14 protein-coding genes and 1 rRNA gene (1 of these 15 cut by a window edge) are annotated in these 22,187 nt (G+C 66.2%); 3 read left to right on the forward strand and 12 right to left on the reverse strand.

The features are described from left to right. Window positions 1-1,865 (forward strand): 23S ribosomal RNA (locus M5E06_RS19215); it begins 880 nt to the left of the window's first position. Between the two features lie 148 nt (window positions 1,866-2,013). Here the strand turns inward: M5E06_RS19215 and M5E06_RS19220 are convergent. From M5E06_RS19220 to M5E06_RS19270, 11 genes are all read right to left on the reverse strand, one after another. Beyond that, a complete protein-coding gene (locus M5E06_RS19220; RefSeq protein ID WP_109156396.1) occupies window positions 2,014-3,120 on the reverse strand; it encodes a GNAT family protein in 1,107 nt (368 codons plus the stop codon). Beyond that, window positions 3,117-4,121 carry an NAD(+) synthase gene (gene nadE / locus M5E06_RS19225; RefSeq protein WP_252139579.1) on the reverse strand — a complete coding sequence of 335 codons (1,005 nt, stop codon included), beginning with the start codon at window positions 4,119-4,121 and terminating at the stop codon, window positions 3,117-3,119. The genes M5E06_RS19220 and nadE overlap by 4 nt, the downstream gene beginning before the upstream one ends. A 55-nt stretch (window positions 4,122-4,176) precedes the next feature. Beyond that, window positions 4,177-6,216 (reverse strand): asparagine synthase (glutamine-hydrolyzing), encoded by a 2,040-nt coding sequence (gene asnB, locus M5E06_RS19230; protein ID WP_252139580.1) that lies wholly within the window; start codon window positions 6,214-6,216, stop codon window positions 4,177-4,179. A 71-nt stretch (window positions 6,217-6,287) separates the two neighbouring features. Continuing rightward, entirely contained in the window at window positions 6,288-7,904 is a 1,617-nt protein-coding gene (locus M5E06_RS19235; RefSeq protein ID WP_252139581.1) for a class I adenylate-forming enzyme family protein, read from the reverse strand. A 63-nt stretch (window positions 7,905-7,967) separates the two neighbouring features. After that, window positions 7,968-8,261, reverse strand: a complete 294-nt coding sequence (locus M5E06_RS19240) for an acyl carrier protein (protein WP_085083499.1) — start codon at window positions 8,259-8,261, stop codon at window positions 7,968-7,970. Window positions 8,262-8,611: 350 nt separating this feature from the next. Then, window positions 8,612-9,541, reverse strand: a complete 930-nt coding sequence (locus M5E06_RS19245) for a polysaccharide deacetylase family protein (RefSeq protein WP_252139582.1) — start codon at window positions 9,539-9,541, stop codon at window positions 8,612-8,614. A 78-nt stretch (window positions 9,542-9,619) separates the two neighbouring features. Next, the gene (locus M5E06_RS19250) at window positions 9,620-10,789 is read right to left on the reverse strand and encodes a glycosyltransferase family 4 protein (protein WP_252139583.1); all 1,170 of its coding nucleotides are present in this window, start codon (window positions 10,787-10,789) and stop codon (window positions 9,620-9,622) included. Window positions 10,790-11,167: 378 nt separating this feature from the next. After that, window positions 11,168-12,370: a glycosyltransferase family 4 protein gene (locus tag M5E06_RS19255; protein WP_252139584.1), complete on the reverse strand. Its 1,203-nt coding sequence runs from the start codon at window positions 12,368-12,370 to the stop codon at window positions 11,168-11,170. A gap of 24 nt (window positions 12,371-12,394) precedes the next feature. Next, window positions 12,395-13,360, reverse strand: coding sequence for a glycosyltransferase family 2 protein (locus M5E06_RS19260; RefSeq protein ID WP_136703781.1), 966 nt, complete (start codon window positions 13,358-13,360; stop codon window positions 12,395-12,397). 82 nt (window positions 13,361-13,442) lie between these two features. Further along, complete coding sequence (locus M5E06_RS19265; protein ID WP_252139585.1) at window positions 13,443-14,756, reverse strand: O-antigen ligase family protein; 1,314 nt, start codon at window positions 14,754-14,756, stop codon at window positions 13,443-13,445. A 247-nt stretch (window positions 14,757-15,003) separates the two neighbouring features. After that, window positions 15,004-16,455, reverse strand: coding sequence for an exopolysaccharide biosynthesis polyprenyl glycosylphosphotransferase (locus M5E06_RS19270; RefSeq protein WP_109156404.1), 1,452 nt, complete (start codon window positions 16,453-16,455; stop codon window positions 15,004-15,006). An 823-nt stretch (window positions 16,456-17,278) separates the two neighbouring features. Here M5E06_RS19270 and M5E06_RS19275 point away from each other — a divergent pair. Both M5E06_RS19275 and M5E06_RS19280 read left to right on the forward strand, forming a co-directional pair. Beyond that, entirely contained in the window at window positions 17,279-18,769 is a 1,491-nt protein-coding gene (locus M5E06_RS19275) for a lipopolysaccharide biosynthesis protein (RefSeq protein ID WP_252139586.1), read from the forward strand. A 42-nt stretch (window positions 18,770-18,811) separates the two neighbouring features. Next, a complete protein-coding gene (locus M5E06_RS19280) occupies window positions 18,812-19,459 on the forward strand; it encodes a serine acetyltransferase (RefSeq protein ID WP_109152642.1) in 648 nt (215 codons plus the stop codon). An 85-nt stretch (window positions 19,460-19,544) separates the two neighbouring features. On the opposite strand, the gene M5E06_RS19285 is transcribed toward M5E06_RS19280, so the two are convergent. Beyond that, window positions 19,545-22,064: a cellulase family glycosylhydrolase gene (locus tag M5E06_RS19285; protein WP_252139587.1), complete on the reverse strand. Its 2,520-nt coding sequence runs from the start codon at window positions 22,062-22,064 to the stop codon at window positions 19,545-19,547. Window positions 22,065-22,187 lie beyond the last annotated feature (123 nt).

The raw sequence follows: 22,187 nt of genomic DNA on the forward strand, positions 1-22,187 counted from the left end.
CAAACCTAACCAAACTCCGAATACCGCAGAGTGCAGTCCGGCAGACAGACGGTGGGTGCTAAGGTCCATCGTCGAGAGGGAAACAGCCCAGACCGCCAGCTAAGGTCCCCAAATCACGGCTAAGTGGGAAAGGATGTGGGAAGGCCATGACAACCAGGAGGTTGGCTTAGAAGCAGCCATCCTTTAAAGAAAGCGTAATAGCTCACTGGTCTAGTTAAGCCGGCCTGCGCCGAAAATGTATCGGGGCTCAAGCCGTGTACCGAAGCTGCGGATGTGATCTTCGATCACGTGGTAGCGGAGCGTTCCGTAAGCCTGCGAAGGGTGTCCGTGAGGCCGCCTGGAGGTATCGGAAGTGAGAATGCTGACATGAGTAGCGACAAACAGTGTGAGAAACACTGTCGCCGAAAGTCCAAGGGTTCCTGCGCAAGGTTAATCCACGCAGGGTGAGCCGGCCCCTAAGGCGAGGCCGAAAGGCGTAGTCGATGGGAACCACGTTAATATTCGTGGGCCTGGCGGAGGTGACGGATCGGAAAGCGTGTATGTCCTTATCGGATTGGACATGCTGTGGACCGGTTCCAGGAAATAGCCCCGCCGTATAGACCGTACCCCAAACCGACACAGGTGGACTGGTAGAGTATACCCAGGCGCTTGAGAGAATGGTGTTGAAGGAACTCGGCAAATTGCCCTCGTAACTTCGGAAGAAGAGGGCCCCGTTGTGGCGCAAGCCATGGCGGGGGGCACAGACCAGGGGGTAGCGACTGTTTACTAAAAACACAGGGCTCTGCGAAGCCACACAAGGCGACGTATAGGGTCTGACGCCTGCCCGGTGCCGGAAGGTTAAGAGGAGAGGTGCAAGCCTTGAATTGAAGCCCCGGTAAACGGCGGCCGTAACTATAACGGTCCTAAGGTAGCGAAATTCCTTGTCGGGTAAGTTCCGACCTGCACGAATGGCGTAACGACTTCCCCGCTGTCTCCAACACCAACTCAGCGAAATTGAACTCTCCGTGAAGATGCGGAGTTCCCGCGGTCAGACGGAAAGACCCCGTGCACCTTTACTACAGCTTTGCAGTGGTGCTAGGGACTTCATGTGTAGGATAGGTGGGAGGCTTGGAAGCATGGGCGCCAGCTCGTGTGGAGCCATCCTTGAAATACCACCCTTGAAGTCTCTGGCATCTAACCGTGGCCCGTTACCCGGGTCCGGGACCCTGCATGGCGGGTAGTTTGACTGGGGCGGTCGCCTCCCAAAGTGTAACGGAGGCGCGCGATGGTGGGCTCAGAGCGGTCGGAAATCGCTCGTCGAGTGCAATGGCATAAGCCCGCCTGACTGCAAGACTGACAAGTCGAGCAGAGACGAAAGTCGGCCATAGTGATCCGGTGGCTCCACGTGGACGGGCCATCGCTCAACGGATAAAAGGTACGCCGGGGATAACAGGCTGATGACTCCCAAGAGTCCATATCGACGGAGTCGTTTGGCACCTCGATGTCGGCTCATCACATCCTGGGGCTGGAGCAGGTCCCAAGGGTTCGGCTGTTCGCCGATTAAAGTGGTACGTGAGCTGGGTTTAGAACGTCGTGAGACAGTTCGGTCCCTATCTGCCGTGGGTGTCGGAGTTTTGCGAGGATCTGTCCCTAGTACGAGAGGACCGGGATGGACATACCTCTGGTGCACCGGTTGTCACGCCAGTGGCATGGCCGGGTAGCTAAGTATGGACGGGATAACCGCTGAAAGCATCTAAGCGGGAAACCCACCTCTAAACCAGAGCTCCCTTGAGAGCCGTGACAGACCATCACGTCGATAGGAGGCATGTGGACGGGCAGCAATGCTCGAAGCTAAGCCTTACTAATCGCTCGATCGGCTTGATCTCACCGGGCGCCATGCACAGCGGTAAGCCGCTTCATGGACGATCTGAAAACGCATCCCGTCACTTGAAACTCGATTTTATCGCGATCAGCGAAAAGGCTGCCTCCCGTACGGGAAGGCGGCCTTTTCGCGTCTGGAGTATCGGATTTTGCCTACTCGCCCAAGCTCTTGAAGCCCATGTCGCTGTCGGCGACGGTGACGAACCAGTTCTTCGCATCGCCGACCGTGCCGGCAAGCTCCGGCTGGTCGAGCGCCGGCCGCACCATCATCCGAGTCGGCGTGCGCAGGCCGTTCTTCAGGCACAGGAAGCCCATCATCGACAGCGGCCGCGCCGCCTGGGCATTCAGCGTCCGGCACATCAGCGCAACCATGCCCTGCCGGCGCGCCAACTCGGTCATCAGCGAGAAGGCCGCCACCAGCCAGCCCGGCCGGGCCAGGTAATCGCAGACCACGCCGACCGGCTCGCCCTTCCAGTAATCGACCCGCAGCACGACATAGGCCAGCACGGTCTCGCCCCGCATGACGTAGAAGCGGCGGAAGCGGTCGGCCTGCGGCGTGAGGTCGAAGCGCCAGTTCAGGAAGGCCCAGTCGCGCCGGGCGATCACCGGATGCTGCGCCGAGGCCGCTTCCCACAGGTCGTCGACGCGATAGTCGAAGCGGTCGATCTCCACCAGCCGCGCGCCGAGCAGCTTGGCCGACAGCCCATAGCCCATGGAGGCGGCGGCCAGCGCCGGCTTACCCACCCTGGCGACCAGCTTGGCCAAGCCGCCTCCATAAGGGCTGACGCGCAGGCAGCGCAGCGGATCGATCACCCGCAGATATGTGGGCACATTGCCGAGATCGAGCCAGCCGCCGCGCTTGTAGGACTTGTAGGCGGCCTCCGTCATCGACAGCGACACGGCGAGGTCGCCGGCCGCGGAGTGGGTCTCCGACAGGGCGGGACCGACGCCGCGCAGGCGCCATTCCGGGGCGACCATCAGGTCGATCGCCCAGGAAGCCCGCCGGTTGCGCTCGCCCACCTTCAGGGCGAAGGGGATGCCGCCCTGCTGACCGACCACAGCGCCATTGCGCTTGCACAGCCAGAGCTGCGGTCCCTCATGCTCCCGCTCCGGCGGTTCCTCGAACAGCCAGTGGAAATGGTCGGGACACAGCTGGATCGCCTCGGCACCGAAATGCGCGCGCTGGAAGCTTTCCAGTGCGGCATGGTCGCCCGGTTCATATCGGGCGACGCCACGTTGCTTCCAGTCGATGACGCTCATGCCTCATCCCCGACGGACACCGGCTGCACCAGATGGGCATCGCGCAGGATGCGGGCCGACGTGCGGCGCTTGGCGGTGATATCCTTGTAGACGCGGTGGACCTGCGGAACGGTGAGGTTCAGCGCCGCCGCGGCCTCTTCTTCGCTGGCACCCCGACCATAGGCGCAGAGCGCCAGGTCCAGCTTGTCGTAGGGCAGGGCGTAGTAGAACTCCTCCTGCGACTGCGGCAGGGTGTAGGTGTCGGTGCTGGGTGACTGCGCCTGGATTTCCGCCGGCAGGCCGAGATAGGCCGCCATCTGGTAGACCTGCGACTTGTACAGGTGGGCGATCGGCTTCAGGTCGGCCAGACCGTCACCGCCGCGCACGAAGAAGCCCAACTCGTACTCCAGCCGGTTCGGCGTGCCGAGCACGGCGTAGTTCAGGCGGTCGGCGTGGGTGTATTCGACCGTCTTGCGGATGCGCTGCTTCAGGTTGGTGGCGGCGACGACGTCGAGATAGACGTCCACCGGCATGCGGCTGGTCTGGCGCTCTCCTTCCGGCGATTCGACGGTCAGGGTGAAGTAGTTGACGCGGTCGGCGTCCAGCAGGTTGCCGGCCAGACCGATCTTCTGCTTCCAGCCCGGGCCGAATTCCGGGAACAGCCGGCGGATGGCGTTGTCGCGCCGTTCGTAGCAGCCCAGCGCCTCCAGCGGGCCGGTGATGTTCTCCATCGCCGGGGTGATGCCGAGATGCTCGCAGAGCAGGGTACCGAGGCGGGTGCTCTTCGGCGAATTCTCCTTTTCCGGCATCAGGATGCACTGCACGCGCTCCGGCCCCAGGGCGCGGACGGCCAGCGTGGCGCAGACCGAGCTGTCGATGCCGCCGGACACGCCGAGCACGATGCCTTGGCGGCGCAGATCATGGGCGACGATGCGTTGGATGGCGTCTTCGATCTCGCGCGCCGCGGACGCGCAATCCAGATCGAGGGCCTTGGAGTCGAACGAGGACAGGGCGTTCAGCATGGTCACGGTTCCCGATGGGGGTTGATGCATCGTCGGTCGTAAAGGATCGCGGCGGTCAGGCCGCGGTGGGCTGTGACATGGCAGTCCGGGCGTCGCCAGCCCGGTCCTCCAGCACGTGAATTTCGGCACGATCCAGAGCATCGCGCTGGTCGCGGATGCGCTGGGGCAATTCGTCGTGAACGTAATGGGCCAGCATCTGCAGGGTCAGCGTGCCGACCAGCGCCATTTCCTCCCGCTCGCCGGCCATGCGGCCGTTCTGGCGGTGGGCCTTGTCGGCCAGCGCCGAGACGGCGTCGATGTCGGTCAGCCCGTAGCGGGTGAGGGCTTCCGGCGACAGCAGGTCGCGGACATAGTCCGGGGCGCCGTCGCCGAACAGGGCGGTGGTCATCGGTGCGCGATAGGGCCGCTTCGGCCGCTGGAAGATCTCGGCCGGCAGATGGCGGGCGGCCAGCTTGCGCAGGGCTAGCTTGTCGCGCAGGCCCAGCATCTTCACCCGGTCCGGCAGGGCGGCGCACAGGTCGTCCACCGCCGGGTCGAGGAAGGGATAGCGGACCTCGATGCTGTTGGCCATGGCGACCCGGTCGCCCTGGGCCGACAGCAGGTAGGGGGTCATGAAGGTGGCGATCTCCGCCCACTGGCTGCGCGCCAGCGGCGACCAGCGTGACCAGCCATCCGGCAGATGGGCCGCGACATGCGCCTCGAAGGCGGCGTCGTCGGCGGTGGCTTGGACATCGGCCGACAGCAGGCGCTGCGACCATGCGGTGTTCCGCCAGCGGGTGCGGTGGGCGTAGAAGGTTTCCTCGGTGTCCATCATCCCGCGCTTGAAGAAGGCCTGCCACAGCGGGCTGTCCTTCTGGCCGTTGACGGCGGCGAAGGGATGGACGCGGCCCAGCAGCTTCGGCCGCGCCTTGCTGCCGGGCTGGCGCGCCCAGAAACGGCGGACCTTGTCTTCCTTGAAGATGTCGTAGCCGGCCAGCCACTCGTCGGCACCCTCGCCGGACAGCACGACGCGGATGCCGCTCTCGCGCACCAGACGCGACAGCAGGAACAGCGGGGCGGGAGCGGTGCGGACCAGCGGCGCCTCGCCGTGGCGGATGACGTCGGGCAGGGCCGCCTGGATGTCCTGCGGGCTGCACAGGATGTCGTGATGGTCGGTCCCGACATGGCCGGCGACCAGCCGCTGCTGCGGCGTCTCGTCGAAGCCGGCGTCGGTGAAGCGGACGCCGAAGCTATGCATGTGGGTGGTGTCGAGCTTGCGGGCCAGCGCCGCGATCACCGAGCTGTCCAATCCGCCGCTGATGTAGACGCCGACCGGCACGTCGGCGCGCAGCCGCAGGCGGATGGCGTCGAGCAGTTTCTCTTCCAGCCGGTCGGCAGCCTCGTCCAGCGACAGGTTGGCCAGCGCCGGGTCGGTGGCGAAATCGGGCTGCCAGTAGCGGTCGACATGCAGCGCCAGCGTGGAGTCGACGCGGATGGCGGTGGCGGCCGGCACGCTCTCCACCCCGGCGAACACGCTGCCGTGCGGCGCGGTGCTCCAGTGGGTGAAGACCTGGGCGAGGCGGGCCGGATCGAAGGCCGGAGTCACCCGGCCGCCGCCGAACAGGGATTTGGCCTCCGACGCGAAAACCAGATGGTCACCGCGGCGGGCGTAGAACAGCGGCAGGATGCCGAGCCGGTCGCGGACCAGCCACAGCTCGCGCCGGGTGGTGTCCCACAGGCAGATGGCGAACTGGCCGTTCAGCTTGGCCCAGGTGGCGGGGCCGTATTCCTCGAAGGCGTGGACGATCACCTCGGTGTCGGTCTGGGTGTAGAAGCGGTGGCCGCGCGCCTCCAGCTCCCGCCGCAGTTCGACATGGTTGAAGATCTCACCGTTGAAGCTGATCCAGAGGGTGCGGTCCTCATTGTGGATCGGCTGGAAGCCGCCGGCCAGACCGACGATGCTGAGCCGTGCATGGGCGAGCCCGATCCGGTCGTCACGGTAGAAGCCGTAACCGTCCGGGCCGCGGTGCCCCAGCATGGCGATCATGCGCTTCAGCTCGTCCAGACCGGCCGGTTCGGCACGCGATCCTGCGAGAACTCCGGCGACACCACACATGAGCGTGCTCTCTGTCCTGGGGTGGGTGTTCTGGTGGTGGTGTTCGGGGGTGGGAAGGCTTTGCCCCCTCCCTAACCCTCCCCCGCTCTCGGCCGGCCGAAGGCCGGTCCGACGCGGGAGAGGGGACTGGTGCTGCTGTCGGACGCGCGGACTTCCTCCACCAACTCCGCCCGCCGGATCTTCCCGGAGTCGGTCTTGGGCAGGCTGTCGCGGAACTCGATGAATTTCGGGACGAGGTGGCTTTCCAACCGGCCGCGGCAATGCTGCCGGATGGCCGCCTCGGAAATGGCAGCACCCTCGCGGGGAACGAGGAAAGCCTTGACCGCCAAGCCGTCGGCATCGTCGGGGACGCCGATGACGCAAGCCTCCAACACCCCCTCCAACTCGTACAGCGCGTTCTCGACTTCCTTGGGGCTGACCTTCTCGCCGCGGCACTTGAACACGTCATCCTTGCGGCTGACGAAGTAGAGGTGCCCCTCTGCATCCTGGGTGAACAGGTCGCCGGTGAACAGCAGGGTCTCGCCTTGCGGACCGCGGCGCAGGCGCCGGGCGGTTTCTTCCGGCCGGTTCCAATAGCCGCGCATCACGTTGGACCCGCGCACCACCAGCTCGCCCACCTGGCCGGGGGGAAGGCGGTTGCCTTCCTCGTCGGCGACGAAGGCTTCGCAATTCGGGATGGCACGGCCCACCGAAGTCGGCTTCAGGTCCAGATCGGCGGGGTCGAGCGTGCTGATGCGGGTGCAGCACTCGGTCATGCCGTACATGGAATGGAAGACGGCCTGCGGGAAACGCTCGCGCAGCCGGCGGAGATGGGCGGCCGGCAGCGGGGCGGCGGCGTTGGTCAGGTAGCGCAGGCTGCCGAGATCGGCGGTCTTCGCCGCCTCCAGCCCCAACAGGGTGGAGAAGACGGTCGGGACGCCGGGCAGGCCGGTGACCCGGTGCTGCACCATGCGCTTCAGCGTCTCCATCGGGAAGGCGAAGGAGCGCTCGAGCACCAGGGTGAAGCCGACACGGGCGCCGGTCAGCACCTGGGACAGGCCGTAACCGAAGGTCAGCGGCAGCACGCACATCACCACGTCGTTGGGGGTGTTCCCCAGATAGGTCGAGATCGACCAGCTGGTGTTGACGTAGTTGGCATGGGTCAGCATCACGCCCTTCGGCCGGCCGGTGGTGCCGGACGTGTACATGATCGCCGCCAAATCCTGGTCGATCAGACCGGGGTCGACCGGCTGGCGATGCGGAGCCGCCAGGGCATCGGCATAGAGCAGACCGGTGGCACCGCCGGGCAGCCCGGCGCCGACCCACAGAACCGCCGGCGGCGTTTCCACCGCCTCCAGCGCCGGCAGGACCTGCCGGGCCAGCGCCGCCGGGGCAATCAGGACCCGGACGCCGGCATCGGCCAGCAGGTAGGTCAGCTTGTCGGCTTTGGTCGAGGGGTTGACGGGCACGAACACGCCGCCGGCCTTCAGCGTGCCGAACAGGCCGGCGACATATTCGATCGAGTTCTCCAGCATTACCGCCACGCGGTCGCCGCGGGCGATCCCGGCGGACTGGAGCGCGCAGGCGACGGCGTCGCTCTCGCGGTCCAGCTCGGCGAAGCTGCGGCGGACATCCCCGGCGATCAGCGCGGTGCGGGAGGGATCCCGCCCGGCCGTCTCGCTGAGGTACTGGTGAACCAGATGGGCCATGGAACTGTCCTTCTTGCCGTCGCCCGTCTTTTGGCCGTGTCCGCCGTCACTGGTCCTGCAGGATCAGGCGGCGTTGCGGAGTTCCTGCTTGCGGTCGACGAAGCTGGCGATGCGGTCGACCGACTCCAGGTTGTCGGCGATCATGTCGTCATCGTCGACCGCGATGCCGAAGCGCTCTTCCAGGAAGGCGACGACGTGCATGATGCCGGTGCTGTCGATGATCCCCGATTCCAGCAGGGATTCGCTGTTGTCGAAGCCGGAGTCCTTGCCGAGCAGGAAATTCTCCACGATGAAGGCGCGGATTTCCGGCAGGGCGGGAGCGGTCAGGGTCGTGTCGGTCAGGGTGGCGGTCCGCATGTCTCTGAAAACTCCTGCTGGGTTCGGTCGACGTGGGTTCGGTCGAAACGATGTCTAACGAGGTCTGTCGAAATGGGGTCGGTGTGGACGGGGCCGGGTGGCTCGCGGGGAGGATGTTGGGGTATGGGGTCTGTGGCGTGGGTCCGGCCATCCCTTGTCATGTGTCCCGCGGTGGATCGGCTCCTTGTTTTCGCATTCGCGTGATATGCAATTTTATTGTGATGGAGGCGGTGGTTTGCGAGGGCTCAAAGGATAGGAGTGGATTGAAGTCTGTGGTTAGCCACTCTGTTGTCCGGTAATAGGGCTTGTCGCTTGCCTCTAGACATTAGGCTTGGCGTGGCCGGTCGCGGTCATACGCCCGCGGACTTGGGTTTTGCCATCGAGCCTGCCCATTCGGGCGTCACCCCGCCGGCCGGGCTGTCGGCGGCGGCCTTGCGCTTGCGCAGCCAGGCCGGGATGCCGGTCAGCTGGACGCTGAGCCACTCCACCGTCGCGTCGTCGGACACCGGGAAAGCCTTCAGGCGCAGCGGGTCGGTGGAGGCGTCGTTCCAGCCGGGATCGATGGTGCGGGCGGTGCGGTATCCGGCACGCCGGATCTCCTCCACCTCGCGGTCGCTGAAATCGCCGTTGGGGAAGGCGAAATGGCGACAGGGCCGGCCCAGCGCCTCCTCCAGTTCGCTGCGGCAGAGCGCGATCTCGTCGGCGCATCGGCCGTCGTCGCATTGCAGCAGGATCGGGTGGGTGCGGGTGTGGGCGCCGTAATCGGCGACGTCGGTCATCCGCGCGATCTCGTCCCAGGTCATCGCCTGACGGTCGGCACCGTCGCTGTCGGGATCGTCGCCGGCTTCGGCCAGCAGGCGGCGCCGTTCGGGGTCCGGCACCCGCTTCAGCCGCTCCACCCCGATGCCGTCGGCGGCGGCGGTCTTCCACCAATAGGGGCGGGCGGTGCCGACGATCTGGCTGCAGAGATAGATCGTCGGCCGCAAATCGAACTCGCGGAACAAGGACGCCAGCGCCGTGTTGTTCCGATGCCCGTCGTCGAAGGTGATGACCAGCGGATAGGCCGGCAGCTTGTCCCAGCGGCCGGTTTCCATCGCGGTGGCCACGGCATCCAGCGTGGTGAAGCCGTAATGCTTGGTGTACCAGCGCAGATGCTCGCGCAGCACCTCAGGGGCCGGGTCGTGGTAGACGACGATGGTGACGGCGTGCCGCGCCTTCAGGAAACGCTGCATCGCACCGAATCCCGACCAGCGCACCAGATTGGCAATGGCGTTTTTCATGGTGCCCCCTCCTTCATGTCGATGCTCCCGGTCCCGGCCGCGAGCGGTCCGAACCGGAAGCGGCCTGCCGCGTCCGCGTCAGCCTGTCGTGCTTTTCGTATGGCCCGCCGGTCCGGAGGCCGGCACCGGGCCGGCGGGAACGGCAGGCGTCGTGGTCAGGCTGCCGCGGGCGTTGCGGCGGTAGATCTCCAGCAGACGTTCGCGGAAGACGGCGACGTCGAACTGGCGCTCCCACCGTGCGCGGGCGCCGGCGCTCAGATTGCGGCGCAGGTTGCGGTCGTCGATCACCCGCGCCAGCGCGTCGGCCAGCGCGGCGACATCGCCCGGCGGCACCAGAAGCCCGGTCTCGCCGTCGGCGATGGCGTCCGGAACGCTGCCGACCGGGGTGGCGACGATGGTCAGCCCCTCCGCCATCGCCTCCAGCACCGACATCGGCAGACCTTCGAACATCGAGGGCTGGACCAGCACATGGGCATTGGCCAGCTCGCGCCGGCAGCCGGCCTGATCGAGCCAGCCGGTGAAGCGCACGCGGTCGGCGATGCCGAGATCCGTGGCAAGGCCGCGGTAGGTCTCCAGATCGCCGTCGCCGGCGATGGTGACCTGCCAGTTGCGGTCGCGGCAGGCGGGGGAGGCGAGCGCGTTCAGCAGGACGTCGATGCCCTTCAGCTTGATCAGCCGGCCGAGGAACAGCAGGCGCATCGGACCGGCGAAGCCTTCCTCCGCATCGTCGCGCACCGGCGGGGAGACCGGACCGGGCACGGCGTTGTGCAGCAGGGTGGTGCGCTGCCGCGTCTCCGGCCCGAAGGCCTCCGCCACCCAGTCACGCCAGAATTCGCCCAGAACGACGATCTCGCTGGTCATCGCCATCATGCGGCGGATCGCCCAGCGCATCAGCGGGCTGCTGTCCTTGAAGTGTTTCGGGAAGCGTCCGCCATGCAAATGCAGGACGACCGGCACGCCGAAGCTGCGGGCCATGGCGATCAGGATGCCCTTGCGCAGGACACTGCCATATTCCGCCATATGGATGTGGACGAGGTCGGCCTTGCCGGCGGCGAAGCAGCCGGCGAGATGGGCGGTCGCCCGTGCGAAATAGAGGGGCATCAGGTGGAATTTGCCGGGACCGTAGCTGTCGACCACCTCGAACTTCACGTCCGGGCAATTCTGCCTCAGGTCGGTCGTGAAGTTGTCGACCACACGTCCCATTCCGCCTTTCTCCTGCGTGCCGCCGGGGGAGACGATATAGATCATGTCCGCTCCTGATCCTTTCCCTGCCCGCCGTTCCTGCGTTGCGCCCCGGCTTTTGCCGTGTGACGACCGTCCTTCGACGGCTGCGGCGGGCTTGTTATGCTTTTGGCGTCGGTCCCTTATCGGCTCGTTCTTCATGCCGTACAGGGAGATGCGTGGTGATGCGGCCGGTCGACCGCCGCCGTTTGGAACATGCCGCTGCCGAAGGCCGGGCGACGTCCACGTGCAAGTTTACGCGATACGTCACCCGCACGCTGTGGAGCGACCGAACGGGTTGGCTTGCCGGTATGGTTACCCAACCTGTGCATGTGCACCTTCCTTACGGTCATACCCGCCATGATTGTTTTCCAGACCGATCATCGAGGCGGCCATGACTTTGGATCATCGCCGTTTGGAAGCGGTGGCGGCTGATCCGGCCAGCTTGTCCAGCTCCCCCGACAACTCGGCGCCGCTGCGGTCCAACTCCTGGTAGATCGCCAGCAGGGACTTGGCGTAGGCGTCGATGACGAACTGCTTCAGGAACAGGCGCCGGCCGTTCTCAGCAAGGCGGCGGTAGAGGGCCGGGTCGTGACCGACCTGGACGACGGCATCGGCCAGCGCCTGCGGATCGTTCACCGGGATGATCCGGGCGGTCTCGCCGTCGGTCAGCACCTCCGGGATCGAGCCGACCGGCGTGGTGATGACCGGCAGCTGCGCCGACAGCGCCTCCAGGATCACCATCGGCAGCCCTTCATGGGTGGAGGGCAGCAGCAGCATGTCGTGCGAACGGATGTGCGCATGCGCCTCCTCCCGGCCGATCCAGCCCAGAAAGCTGCAGTTCTCCGCGATCCCCAGTTCGGTCGCCATCGCGCGATAGCCGTCGACATCGCCGCCGCCGCCGATGGTGATCCGGAAGGGCTGTCCGCGCTCCTTCAGCAGCGCGCCGGCGCGCAGCAGCGTGCCGATGCCCTTGCGCTCCGACAGGTTCGCGAGCACCAGCAGGGACAGGACGGCGCCGGGCTCCGGCGGCGCGGGCGGGCCGAGGTCGGCGCCGACATCGGGCACGGCGTTGTAGAGCACCCGGATCTTGTGGGGGTCGGTATGGACCGACTGGACCAGGAAATCGCGCCAATTGTCGCCCAGCACAACCACCCGGCCGCAGCGGTTGAACAGCCAGCGGCTGATGGCACGGGCGAAGATGCCGCCCTCGAAGAATTCGACGAAGGACGCGCCGTGCAGGTGGACCACCGTCGGGCAGGACATCAGCCCCGCCACCGCCTGGACCGCCGCCTTGCGCAGGAAGCTCGCCCGCTCGGACACGTTGATGTGCACGACGGAGGCTTTGCGACGCGCCAGGATCCAAGCCATGCGTGTCAGGGTCATGCCGAGATATAAGGGTGACAGCAGAACGCTACCGGTGCCGCGTGTATCGAGGATGATGGATCGGGTCGTGCCCGACTTGTCGAACTGGTCGACCACGTAACCCGTCATGCGGCCGATGCCGCCGCCGCCGTCGAGTGCACCCGGCGTCGCGAACACGATCGCGATCCGGTGGGATGCATCCGGCGGGCTTGCGGGGATACGGCTGTCGTTTGTGCTGTCCATAAGCGTCTGGGTCCTTTTTCGTGCTCAGGCGGCGTCGGACGCGGAGAACAAGGCTTGCCGCAGGCGGCGGCGCAGACCGACCGGCATCAGCGAATGCATGGTGAAGGTGGCGAGCGCCATCGGCGTCGGCTGCCCGTCGCGCAGCGCGGAATTCAGGATGCGCCAGCGCGTGCCGGCGGTGCGGGCCGCCTGCTCGCCGCCGGTCGCCTGCAGCAGCAGGCTGGCATAGGCGCGCGGCGACAGGTGGTCGCGCATCGACTCCGCCCATTCCAGGGCGTGGTTGATGTTGTGGCAGGTCGAAAGTGTGACGCGGTTGTTCTCGGTGTAATGGACGGCCATCACCTCGGGGATGTGGACCAGGGCCACGCCGTCGATCCGGCCGCAGGTGATCAGCCATTCCCAGTCGTCGAACCGGGATTCGGGAATGGGGTTGCGCAGCAGAAGCGCCTTCGGCGCCAGCAGCGTGGTGGTGGGGGCGAAGGTCTCGCCCTTGAACAGGCCGCGGCGGACGAACAGGTAATCGCCGATGGCGTCGGCCGGGGTGGCGAGCCGCCGCGGCCAGGCGAAGGTGCCGCGGGCGGTCACCACCTGGCAGCGGCAGCTGACGATGGGAAGGCGGATGCCGGCCGGGCGGGCGGCCATCTGCAGAGCCACCTTCTCCGGCATCCAATGGTCGTCGTCGTCGAGGAAGGCGATCCAGTCGCCCCGCGCGCTACGCACACCGATGTTGCGCGCCTCCGCGGCGCCGTGGTTCGTCTCGAGTTCCATCACGGTCAGCCGCGGATCGGCCAGTGTCGCCAGATGGGAGGCGGTGGCCGGATCCGGCCCGTCGATCACCACGACGACGTCCAGGTCCCGATAGGTCTGGTCGAGAGCGCTGCGCACCGCCCGCATCACCATGTCCGGGCGATTGCGGGTGGGGATCACGACGGTAACCTTTTCATTGCTCGCCGGGTGGTAACTGTTCGCCGGTTCTTTCTTCGGGCTCATGGGTCTGCCTTCGGTCGAAGCAAAATGGGAAGGGTCGCTGGGAAAGGGGCCGGGGGCCCGAAATCGATGGTCAGGTCCGTGGCTAGAGCGCACGGCTCTGGCCGGCATAGGCGGGGGCGACGCCGGCGGGCGCATGCCGCCGCAGGCGATGCTGCTCCTCCGCCCGGTCGTTCAGCAGGCGCTGCCAGCGGCTTTGCTGGATCAGGCGGACGACGGCGATGGTGGCGATCACCCAATTCATGGAATGGCGCTCGGCGAACACGCTTTCCGACACCGACACCGCCAGCAGGGCACAGCCGACGGCGAAGGCCCAGGCCGCCTCGGCCCGGCTGTTGCCGTAGCGGGCGGCGAAGAAGCCCTGGAACAGCATGCGGCTCAGCACCACCAGCACCAGCGCGACGCCGACGAGGCCGAGGTCGAGCGTCAGCTCCAGCCAGCCGCTGTGGGCCGAGGTGATGCCCCAGTCGCGGGTGAAGCTGGCGCCCGGCCCGTTGAAGCCGAACCAGTAGGCGGCATAGCCGTAGCCCAGCAGCGGCCGTTCGGTGACCGACTGGACGATGTGCTGCCACAGCACGGTGCGGCCGGTCAGGGTCGGGTCGCGGCCCAGGGCATAGAGCACGTCGTACCAGAAGGTGGCGCCGGCCGTGACCATGATGACCAGGAGGGCCGTCAGCAGCGCCATGGTCGGGGCGAAATTGCGGATGCTGCCGCGCAGCATCGTGGTGGACAGCAGGGCCACCGACACCAGGACCGAGGTGACCAGACCGGTGCCGGAGCGGCTCATCACGATCAGCAGCATCGCCAGCAGGATCAGCGGCCGGGTGACCCAGCGGCTCTGCTCCTTCTGCCAGTCCAGCCAGACCAGCGCCAGCACCAGCCAGACCATCATGCGGCCGGTCACGTTCTTCTGGAAGAACACGCCCTTCCAGGCGCCGACATGCTGGGTGCTGTCCAGCCCGATCGAGGGCATCGCGAAGATCATGAAGAAGGACACGAACATCAGGAACGACAGCCCGACCACCAGCAGCCGCATGATCTCCGGGAAGCGGAAACGCAGGGCGAGCCAGATGCCGAACACCGTCGTGAACATGAAGGCGATCGACCGGCGCAGCGTCACGTCCGGAAACAGCGACCACAGCGCGGTCAGGAAGGCGAAGGCCATCATCGCCGTCAGCGCCGGGCTGGCGAAAGGAATCTGGAAGGCGATGCCGGGCCGTAGCGCGATGGCGGCGAGCACCAGCAGATAGAGGCCGCCATAGAGGACGGTGACGCCGGCGGACTCAAGATCGCCGGCCAGAGGGTCGCCGCCGGTCAGCATCAGCGGAAGCACGGAGCCTCCGAAAGCGATGATGCCGATGACGGCGATGCTCTTTTCCAGAAAATCCAGGACTTTCATCGGCTTTCCCTTGCTGCCGTACCGCGTTCGGCTGTGCAGACCTGAAGATGCGGTTGGCACCCCCCTTCTCGTAGGCGGGCGGTGGCATTAGACCGAAGGAGGCCGGACCCGAAAGGGGTAGCCGCTTTCGCCCGCCCCCCTTCCTTTGCCGGCCGAAAAAGGGAATGGAGCCGAAGGGCTCCAATAAGAAGACCCCCGCGCGGGTGCGCGGGGGTCCGGCTGGCATTCGGTTCGGGGGCGGGGCGGGTTACGACCCGTCGCCCTTCAGGACCATCACCGCGGTCTTGCACAGGATGAAGAAGTCGAACAGCAGGCCGCAGTTGCGGACATAGAAGACGTCCATCGCCACGCGTTCCTGGAAGGTGGTGCGGTGGCGTCCCGACACCTGCCAGTAGCCGGTCAGGCCCGGACGGACGGTGCCGATCACCGCAGCGGAGTCACCCACCTCCGGCAATTCCTTGGGCATGTAGGCGCGCGGGCCGATCAGGCTCATGTCGCCCATCAGGATGTTCCACAGCTGCGGCAGCTCATCGAGCGAGGTCTTGCGCAGGAAGCGGCCGAGCGGGGTGATGCGCGGGTCGACCGTCAGCTTGTGGTAGGTCATGTACTCTTCGCGGGCGACCGGGTCGTTCTCCAGCAGCTGCTGCAGCTGCTCCTCCGCATCGACGTGCATGGAGCGGAACTTCAGCAGGTCGAAGGTCTGCTTGCCGCCGGCCCAGCGCTTCTGGCGGAACATCACCGGGCCGGGGCTGTCCAGCTTGATGGCGACGGCGAGGCCCAGCATCAGCGGTGCCACCAGCACCAGCAGGATGGACGACAGCACGATGTCCATGGCACGGCGGATGCGCAGGTAGCCGGTCGGCGGACGGACGCTGACGCGCAGGGCCAGCGAGCCGTGCAGGTTGTGATAGGTCGCGTCGACCGCGCTGACATTGCCCTCGCCCAGCACGCAATAGACCTGGCGGAAGGGCAGGGTGCGCACGAGGCCGGTCAGGTCGCTGCCGTGGCGGCCCATGTCGGCGACGATGGCGGCGCTGGCCTGGCCGGCGACGGCGGGCGACTTGGCCAGCAGTTCCACCGGACCCATCACCGGCAGGCCGGCGACGCGGGTCTGCCACAGGCTGTCGTCGTCGTCGACGAAGCCGACCGGACGCATGCCGAGCCAAGGCAGGCGCTGCAGCTTCTCGGCGATGGCGGCACCCTGCGGGCCGGCGCCGACGATCACCACCGGCGTGCGCCAGTCCAGCGCGCTGGACAGCAGCCCCTGGATCAGCAGCAGGTCGGCGACATAGGTGACCGCGAAGCCGAGCAGCGCGATCGACAGCGCCTCCACGAAGAAGGAGCGGAACCCCTCCATCACGATGAAGGGCACCGCCAGCACGGCGCAGCACAGGAAAGCCGCCTGAAAAGTCCGCCGCGTCCGTTCCATGTAGTCGAAGCGGCCCAGCGTGTAGATGCCGAACACCGACTTGACCAAAGGCACCAGCATCAGGCCGGTCACCAGCGACCGCTGCCACGCCGCGGCCTCCAGCGGCTCGGTCAGCGCGTCGGCGCCGAGGAAATGGTTGAGCGTCCACCCCACCAGGGCGAGGACCAGCCCGTCGGACAGTGCAAGCAGCAGCCCGGGGGCGATCGTCGGGATCGTCGCCTTTTTCGCCGAGGTCAGATCGATGACCACATCTGGGTCCAGTTTGCTCATCGCAGGTCCCGTGGTTGAAGGGAATGCCAGCCACCGCACGGCCATTCGTGCGGATGGTCGCTCGTCATCAGCGTCTCTTGGGATTCGGCCGGTCTTTACTTTGCTGCGCCGCCTCAATCTCAGCTGCGCATTTATGTAAAGATCGCTCTTTCATGATTTCGATCGGCCGATCCGCGGTTCGTTGAGGACGAATTAGGATGAGGAGGCTTGGCCAGCAACAGTGCATACGGGCGTTGATTTCGCGTCCGCGATACCACTGGGGTTTCAAAGGGTGCGGGTGTCCGAATATTTAAGGGGATACTTTCGGATGCCGTCCCCGGCGGGGATAGCGTTTCGGGTTAGCGGCAAGGTGGTGTCGCACCCCCGACGGCACGTTCGATCCCCGCAATTTTTAGGTAGAGGCCGGTAAACTCTTCCCCGACCGGCCGGAACGGTGGGGCGCGAAGGGGGATGATCGCCGAACTTGCGGAGTGGGTCCGCCACCCGGATTTACCGAAGGGAAGCGCCGGGCAATTCCGAGCGGGGGCGTGGCGCGAACGCACCCTTGCCTGTTGCGGGGCGTAGGAGGCAGCGTGCGGGCTCGCCGGAAAGCCTAATCGGAACGTCCTGGTTCTCTGGCCGAAGCCGTGGTGACTAGCACCGAAGAGTGCTGCGGTCGCTTCAAGGCCGAATTGACGCTTTCCCAGCCGCCGCCAAGATTTGGCGCGTTCTTTTTCCTTATCTGCGCCCGTGCAACCCACCCCATGCGACTTGGCGGACGCAGCGCTCCCCTCTCAGTCGGGACCGGGAAAAGAAGCGGACTATAGGGGGCGAAGGAAACCGGATGGCTCTCGAAGCTGGTACGATCATCAAACATGGCTGGATGTTCATGGTGGCGAACGTGGTCAACCGCGCCGCGGGACTGCTTCTGCTGCCGCTCTATACGAAGGTCCTGTCGCCGGCGGAGTTCGGCGTCTATGCCCTGATCAGCGTCGTGGGCGACATCGTCGCGGTCATGCTGATGATCGGGATGATCAACGCCTTCACCGTCGTCTATTTCGAACATGCCGACACCCGCGGCCGAAGCAAGGTGGCCAGCACCACCATGATCGGGCTTTGGGCCGCCTCGCTGCTCCTGCTGGCGGTGGCGCTGCCGGCCGGATGGGGCGCCAGCCACCTGCTGTTCGGCGGCAGCGATCAGGCGCCGATCATCGCCTTCGCCTTTGCCGGCATCGCGTTCAGCGCCGTCTTCGAACTGGCGCTCGCCTATTATCGGGTCCACAAGCGGTCGGGCACCTGCCTGCTGATCTCGGTCGGCAAGGCGGTGGGGCTGATCGGCCTCAACCTCACCTTCCTGCTGGTGATGGACCTGGGCGTGACCGGCATCTTCCTGGCCAACGCCATCACCTTCGTCGGGCTGGGCATCGCGCTGACGGTGGCGATCCTGGGCGCGAACGGTGTCGGCTTCTCCTTCGGGATCCTGAAGCGGGTGTCGGTGCTGGGCCTGCCCTTCATGCCGCAGACCATGCTGGACATGGGCAACCAGTTCGCCATGCGCTATCTGGTTAACCTGCTGATGGGCGTGGCCGCGGTGGGCGTGCTGTCCTTCGGGCTGCGGCTCGCCACCATGCTCTACATGTTCCTGACCGCCTCCTTCCTGCAGATCTGGTCGGTCAGCCGGATCGAGGCCCAGCACGACGTCGGCGACAACACCGCCGGGCGCGAGCAGTCGGAATTCGTCTTCTACCTGTTCGTCGTCCTGCTGTCGGCGGCGGCGCTGGGCATGGCGCTGACCTCGCCGGAGGTGCTGTGGCTGATCGCGTCCAGCGAATACGACACCGTGCTGCCCTGCATGCCGCTGCTGGTGCTGGCCTATGTGCTGCACGGCGTGCGCATGCATGCCGAGGTCGGGCTGGTGAAGACCAAGAAGGTCGGCGTCCTGCCGGCGATCTCGCTGGGCGGGCTCGCGGTCGGCACGGCGATCATGGGGGTGACGCTGGGGCCGCTCGGCCTGATGGGCGGCGCCATCGGCGTGCTGGGGCGCGAACTGGTGATGCTCTGCGCCACCGAGACGCTGTGCCGCCGCCTCAGCCCGAAGGAGCCGCCGCTCAGCGTTCTGCGGGTGACGGGCATCCTGGCTCCGGCCGCCATCGCCTATCTGGCCGGCCTCGCCCTGTTCGGGTTCGAGGTGAACCCAACTTTCACCGCGGCCAAGGTCGGGCTGACCATGCTGTTCGCCATCGTCACCCTGTTCGGGCCGAGCTTCGGCAAGACCGACCGCGCCATGCTGTTCCGCATGCTCGGCCGATTTTTTCGCCGGCCCCAAGCGGCCTGACGATCAGCCTGACAACGATTAAACCGGGAGGATCCCACCGCGATGCAGGATGTTCCGCGCTACACATATCGGCAGACGGTCGCGGCGGACGCCATCCGCTACGGCGGCGGTTCCGGCCTCGGGGCGGTGCTGAAGCTGCTGGCGGGAAACCGCATGTTCCGGGTGACCTTCACCCTGCGCAGCTGCCAAGCGGCCGACCGGATGGGAGGGCCGTTGCGCAAGCCGCTGCTGGCCGCCTGCCGGCTGCTGCACCGCTGGACCCAGCATTCAGCGGCCATGGATCTGCCGTGGGAGACCCAGGTCGGACCCGGCCTGCGCATCCTGCACGGCTGGGGGCTGGTGGTGAACGCCAACGCCCGCATCGGCGCCAACGTCACCCTGTTCCACGGCGTCACCCTGGGCCAGAAGGACGATCTGCTCCCCACCGGCCGGGTGACCCATTACCCGGAACTGGGCGACGGCGTCTGGGTCGGGCCGCATGCGGTGATCATCGGCGTCAGCGTCGGCGACGAGTGCATCGTCGCCGCATCCTCCGTCGTAACCAAGCCGATGCCCCGGCGCACCGTCGTCGCCGGCAATCCGGGAAAGGCGGTGGCGGAGGTCAGCATTCCCGACATCCCGCATCCGGCCCCGGTCGGCACACTCTCCACCCATACGACCGCCGCACAGGCCTCGCCCGTTCCGGGCTGATTGCCGGACACAAAACGGAAAGGGGCCGGCAGCATCCTGCCGGCCCCTTCCGTCGTCGTTACACCGGTTGCGGTGAAGCCGATCCTCAGGCCGCGTGGGCCATCGGGTCGTGCCACTCCATTCCGTGATAGGCGGTGTCGATGGCGGTGTGCGACAGGTCGGTGACCGAGCTGTCGATGCTGGCGACGGTGGCCGTCGGCAGGTGGTCAACCGTCGTGTCGTTGGCGGCCGTCACCGTGTGGGCCAGCAGGTCGGCCGAGCTGAGCGAAGCGGCGGCGGCCTTGGCGGCGGCGTCGACGATCGTGCCGGTGCCGGTGGCGTCGGCCAGCGTCGCGGCGCTCGGGTTGGAGATCTTCAGGCTGAAGGTCTCGTTGCCTTCCGTCACGCTGTCGCTCAGCACCTTGACCGTCACGGTCTTGGCGGTTTCGCCGGCGGCGAAGGTCAGCTTGCCGCTGGTGGCGGTGTAGTCGGAGCCGGCCTTGGCCGTGCCGTCCACCGTGGAGTAGTCCACCGTGACCGGGCTGCTGGAGGCGGCCGACAGCTTGACCGTGAAGGTGGCGTTGGCGGTGTTGGCGGTGGTGGTCGGGGTATCGAAGACGGCGCCTTCCATGGCGGTCTTGATGATGTTGATCTTGCTCTGGTTGATGGTCTTGTAGTCGTCCATCAGGATGCCGCCGACGTCACCGGATTCCGGGGTCCAGGCCCAGAAGGTCCAGCTCATGCCCTTGTCGCCGGCCGCGATGTCGCTCTTGCCGTCCAGGTTCCAGTCGCCGTTCAGGTACTTGGCCATGGTCTTGGCCCAGGTCTGCTCGGCCGTGCTGTTGAACTGGCCGCCCCATTCGCCCAGCATGATCGGCGCGGTGTCGTTCTTGTACAGATAGCCCCACATCTTGTCGTACTGGGCCGGCAGGTTGTTCGGGTAGTTCGGATCGTTCAGCCAGCTGAACTGCCCGACGCTCTGGCCGTAGGCATGCGGCGAGTAGACGAGCTTGTTCGGCGTGTCGAAGTGGATCGGGCGGGACTGCGCACCGGCGAGCGTGCTGCTCCACTCCGTGCCTTCGACGAACAGCAGCCAATCCTTGTTCACGCTCTGGATCGAGTTGCCGATGCGCTCGGCGGCCGAGGCCCAGTCGGTGGAGGCGTTGCCGCCCCAGGTGGCCGTCACGCTCGGCTCGTTGTGCAGGTCGGCGCCGATGACGGTCTCGTTGCCGGCGTAATGCTGGGCCAGCATCTTCCAGTTGGCGATCACCGTCGATTCCGGGTGGGCGCTGGTGTACCACAGCCCATGTTCGTTGGTGCCGGCGCCACCGTCGTTGCGGTGGTGGTCGAGGATCACCTTCATGCCGAGCTTGCCGGCATAGTCGATGACCTTGTCATAGACCTGCAGGCGGGTCAGCCCGACCAGATCCGGGTTCTTCGAATAGTCGATGCCGTTGGTCACCGCGCTGCTGTCGAACATGGAGTCCGACATGGTCAGGCGGATGGTGTTGAAGCCGACCGACTTCATGCTTTCCAGGTGGTGCTGATAGCTGTCCACCCACAGTCCGGCGGGCACGTAGTTGTAGCCTTCGCCGCCGAACCAGTTGACGCCGGTCAGGCGGACGGAGTTGCCGGCCTCGTCGACGATCTGGTTGCCCTGGGTGTGCAGGAAGCCCTGGATGCCGCTGGACGACTGGCTGCCGGTCGGTTCCGTCACCGTCGCGTCGCTGACCGACAGGCTCGGCTGCGACGGGTTGGTGGGCGTGGTCGGGGTGGAGGTGCTGCCGCCGAACCAGGACTTGTCGGCCTTCACCTCCATGGTGCCGTTCCACCACAGCGCCTTCTGGCCGGCGACGACGTCCTTGCCGTCAAGCGCGCCCTTGTCGATCGACACGATGCTGTCGGTCGGGTTCACGGCATGGCCGCCGATGGTGATCTTGTTGACGTACAGGTTGCGGTCGACGCCGCCGACCACGCCGTCATTGTCGTACTGGATCTGGACCTTGTGGGCGACGTCGGCGGCGACGTTCGCGTTGAAGGTGAAGTCCTTGGCGGCGGTGCCGGCCGTGCCTTCACCGATCTGCTTGCCGTCGACCAGGACCTTGAAGTGGGCGTTCACGCCGCCGGCCGCCGCGCCATACGCATTCACGACGATCGGCGTGCCGCCGGTGGTCGGGGTGGTCGGCGTCGTGGGGGTGGTCGGCGTGGTCGGGGTCCCGGCGGCGCTGGCAAACATGTCCTTGGACATGTTGAAATCGAGCGAGCCGCTCCAGGACAGCATTTCGCGGCCGGACAGGGTGCCCTGGCCGTCAGCGGCGTAGGAGACCGTCGAGCTGGTGGAAGCGATGGTCTTGCCGTTGACTTCGATCGACTTGACCATCAGGTCGCGGTACATGCCGGACTTGTCGGTCGACATCCAGTCGTTGTCATACACGACCTGGACCTTGTGCGCGGCGTCGGGGGCCACCTTCGTGGTGAAGCTGTACCGCCCGGCGCTGGTGGAATTGACCGTCGCCTGGCCGACGGCGACGCCATCGACGAGGAACTTGAAGTGCGGCCAGACTCCTCCGGCAGACACACCCGAGGCATTGACTACGAAGGTCGTATCGACGGGGCTCGTTGCCATTGGAAGCATCCTCTTTTCCGTGTTTTCGCTGGAGCCCAGACTGGCCGGAAAAGGTTAACGAGCTATTTCAAATTTTAGCGAAATGCGGCTCTAATGCCACTACCACTTGTGAAAAGAATGAGA

Source organism: Azospirillum sp. A1-3 (assembly GCF_023806445.1).
GTDB lineage: Bacteria > Pseudomonadota > Alphaproteobacteria > Azospirillales > Azospirillaceae > Azospirillum.

Excerpts from the sequence above, each read along its gene's own strand:
- M5E06_RS19220 (WP_109156396.1), bottom strand. The coding sequence starts at position 3,120 with ATGAGCGTCATCGACTGGAAGCAACGTGGCGTCGCCCGATATGAACCG.
- nadE (WP_252139579.1), bottom strand. The coding sequence starts at position 4,121 with ATGCTGAACGCCCTGTCCTCGTTCGACTCCAAGGCCCTCGATCTGGAT.
- asnB (WP_252139580.1), bottom strand. The coding sequence starts at position 6,216 with ATGTGTGGTGTCGCCGGAGTTCTCGCAGGATCGCGTGCCGAACCGGCC.
- M5E06_RS19235 (WP_252139581.1), bottom strand. The coding sequence starts at position 7,904 with ATGGCCCATCTGGTTCACCAGTACCTCAGCGAGACGGCCGGGCGGGAT.
- M5E06_RS19240 (WP_085083499.1), bottom strand. The coding sequence starts at position 8,261 with ATGCGGACCGCCACCCTGACCGACACGACCCTGACCGCTCCCGCCCTG.
- M5E06_RS19245 (WP_252139582.1), bottom strand. The coding sequence starts at position 9,541 with ATGAAAAACGCCATTGCCAATCTGGTGCGCTGGTCGGGATTCGGTGCG.
- M5E06_RS19250 (WP_252139583.1), bottom strand. The coding sequence starts at position 10,789 with ATGATCTATATCGTCTCCCCCGGCGGCACGCAGGAGAAAGGCGGAATG.
- M5E06_RS19255 (WP_252139584.1), bottom strand. The coding sequence starts at position 12,370 with ATGGACAGCACAAACGACAGCCGTATCCCCGCAAGCCCGCCGGATGCA.
- M5E06_RS19260 (WP_136703781.1), bottom strand. The coding sequence starts at position 13,360 with ATGAGCCCGAAGAAAGAACCGGCGAACAGTTACCACCCGGCGAGCAAT.
- M5E06_RS19265 (WP_252139585.1), bottom strand. The coding sequence starts at position 14,756 with ATGAAAGTCCTGGATTTTCTGGAAAAGAGCATCGCCGTCATCGGCATC.
- M5E06_RS19270 (WP_109156404.1), bottom strand. The coding sequence starts at position 16,455 with ATGAGCAAACTGGACCCAGATGTGGTCATCGATCTGACCTCGGCGAAA.
- M5E06_RS19275 (WP_252139586.1), top strand. The coding sequence starts at position 17,279 with ATGGCTCTCGAAGCTGGTACGATCATCAAACATGGCTGGATGTTCATG.
- M5E06_RS19280 (WP_109152642.1), top strand. The coding sequence starts at position 18,812 with ATGCAGGATGTTCCGCGCTACACATATCGGCAGACGGTCGCGGCGGAC.
- M5E06_RS19285 (WP_252139587.1), bottom strand. The coding sequence starts at position 22,064 with ATGGCAACGAGCCCCGTCGATACGACCTTCGTAGTCAATGCCTCGGGT.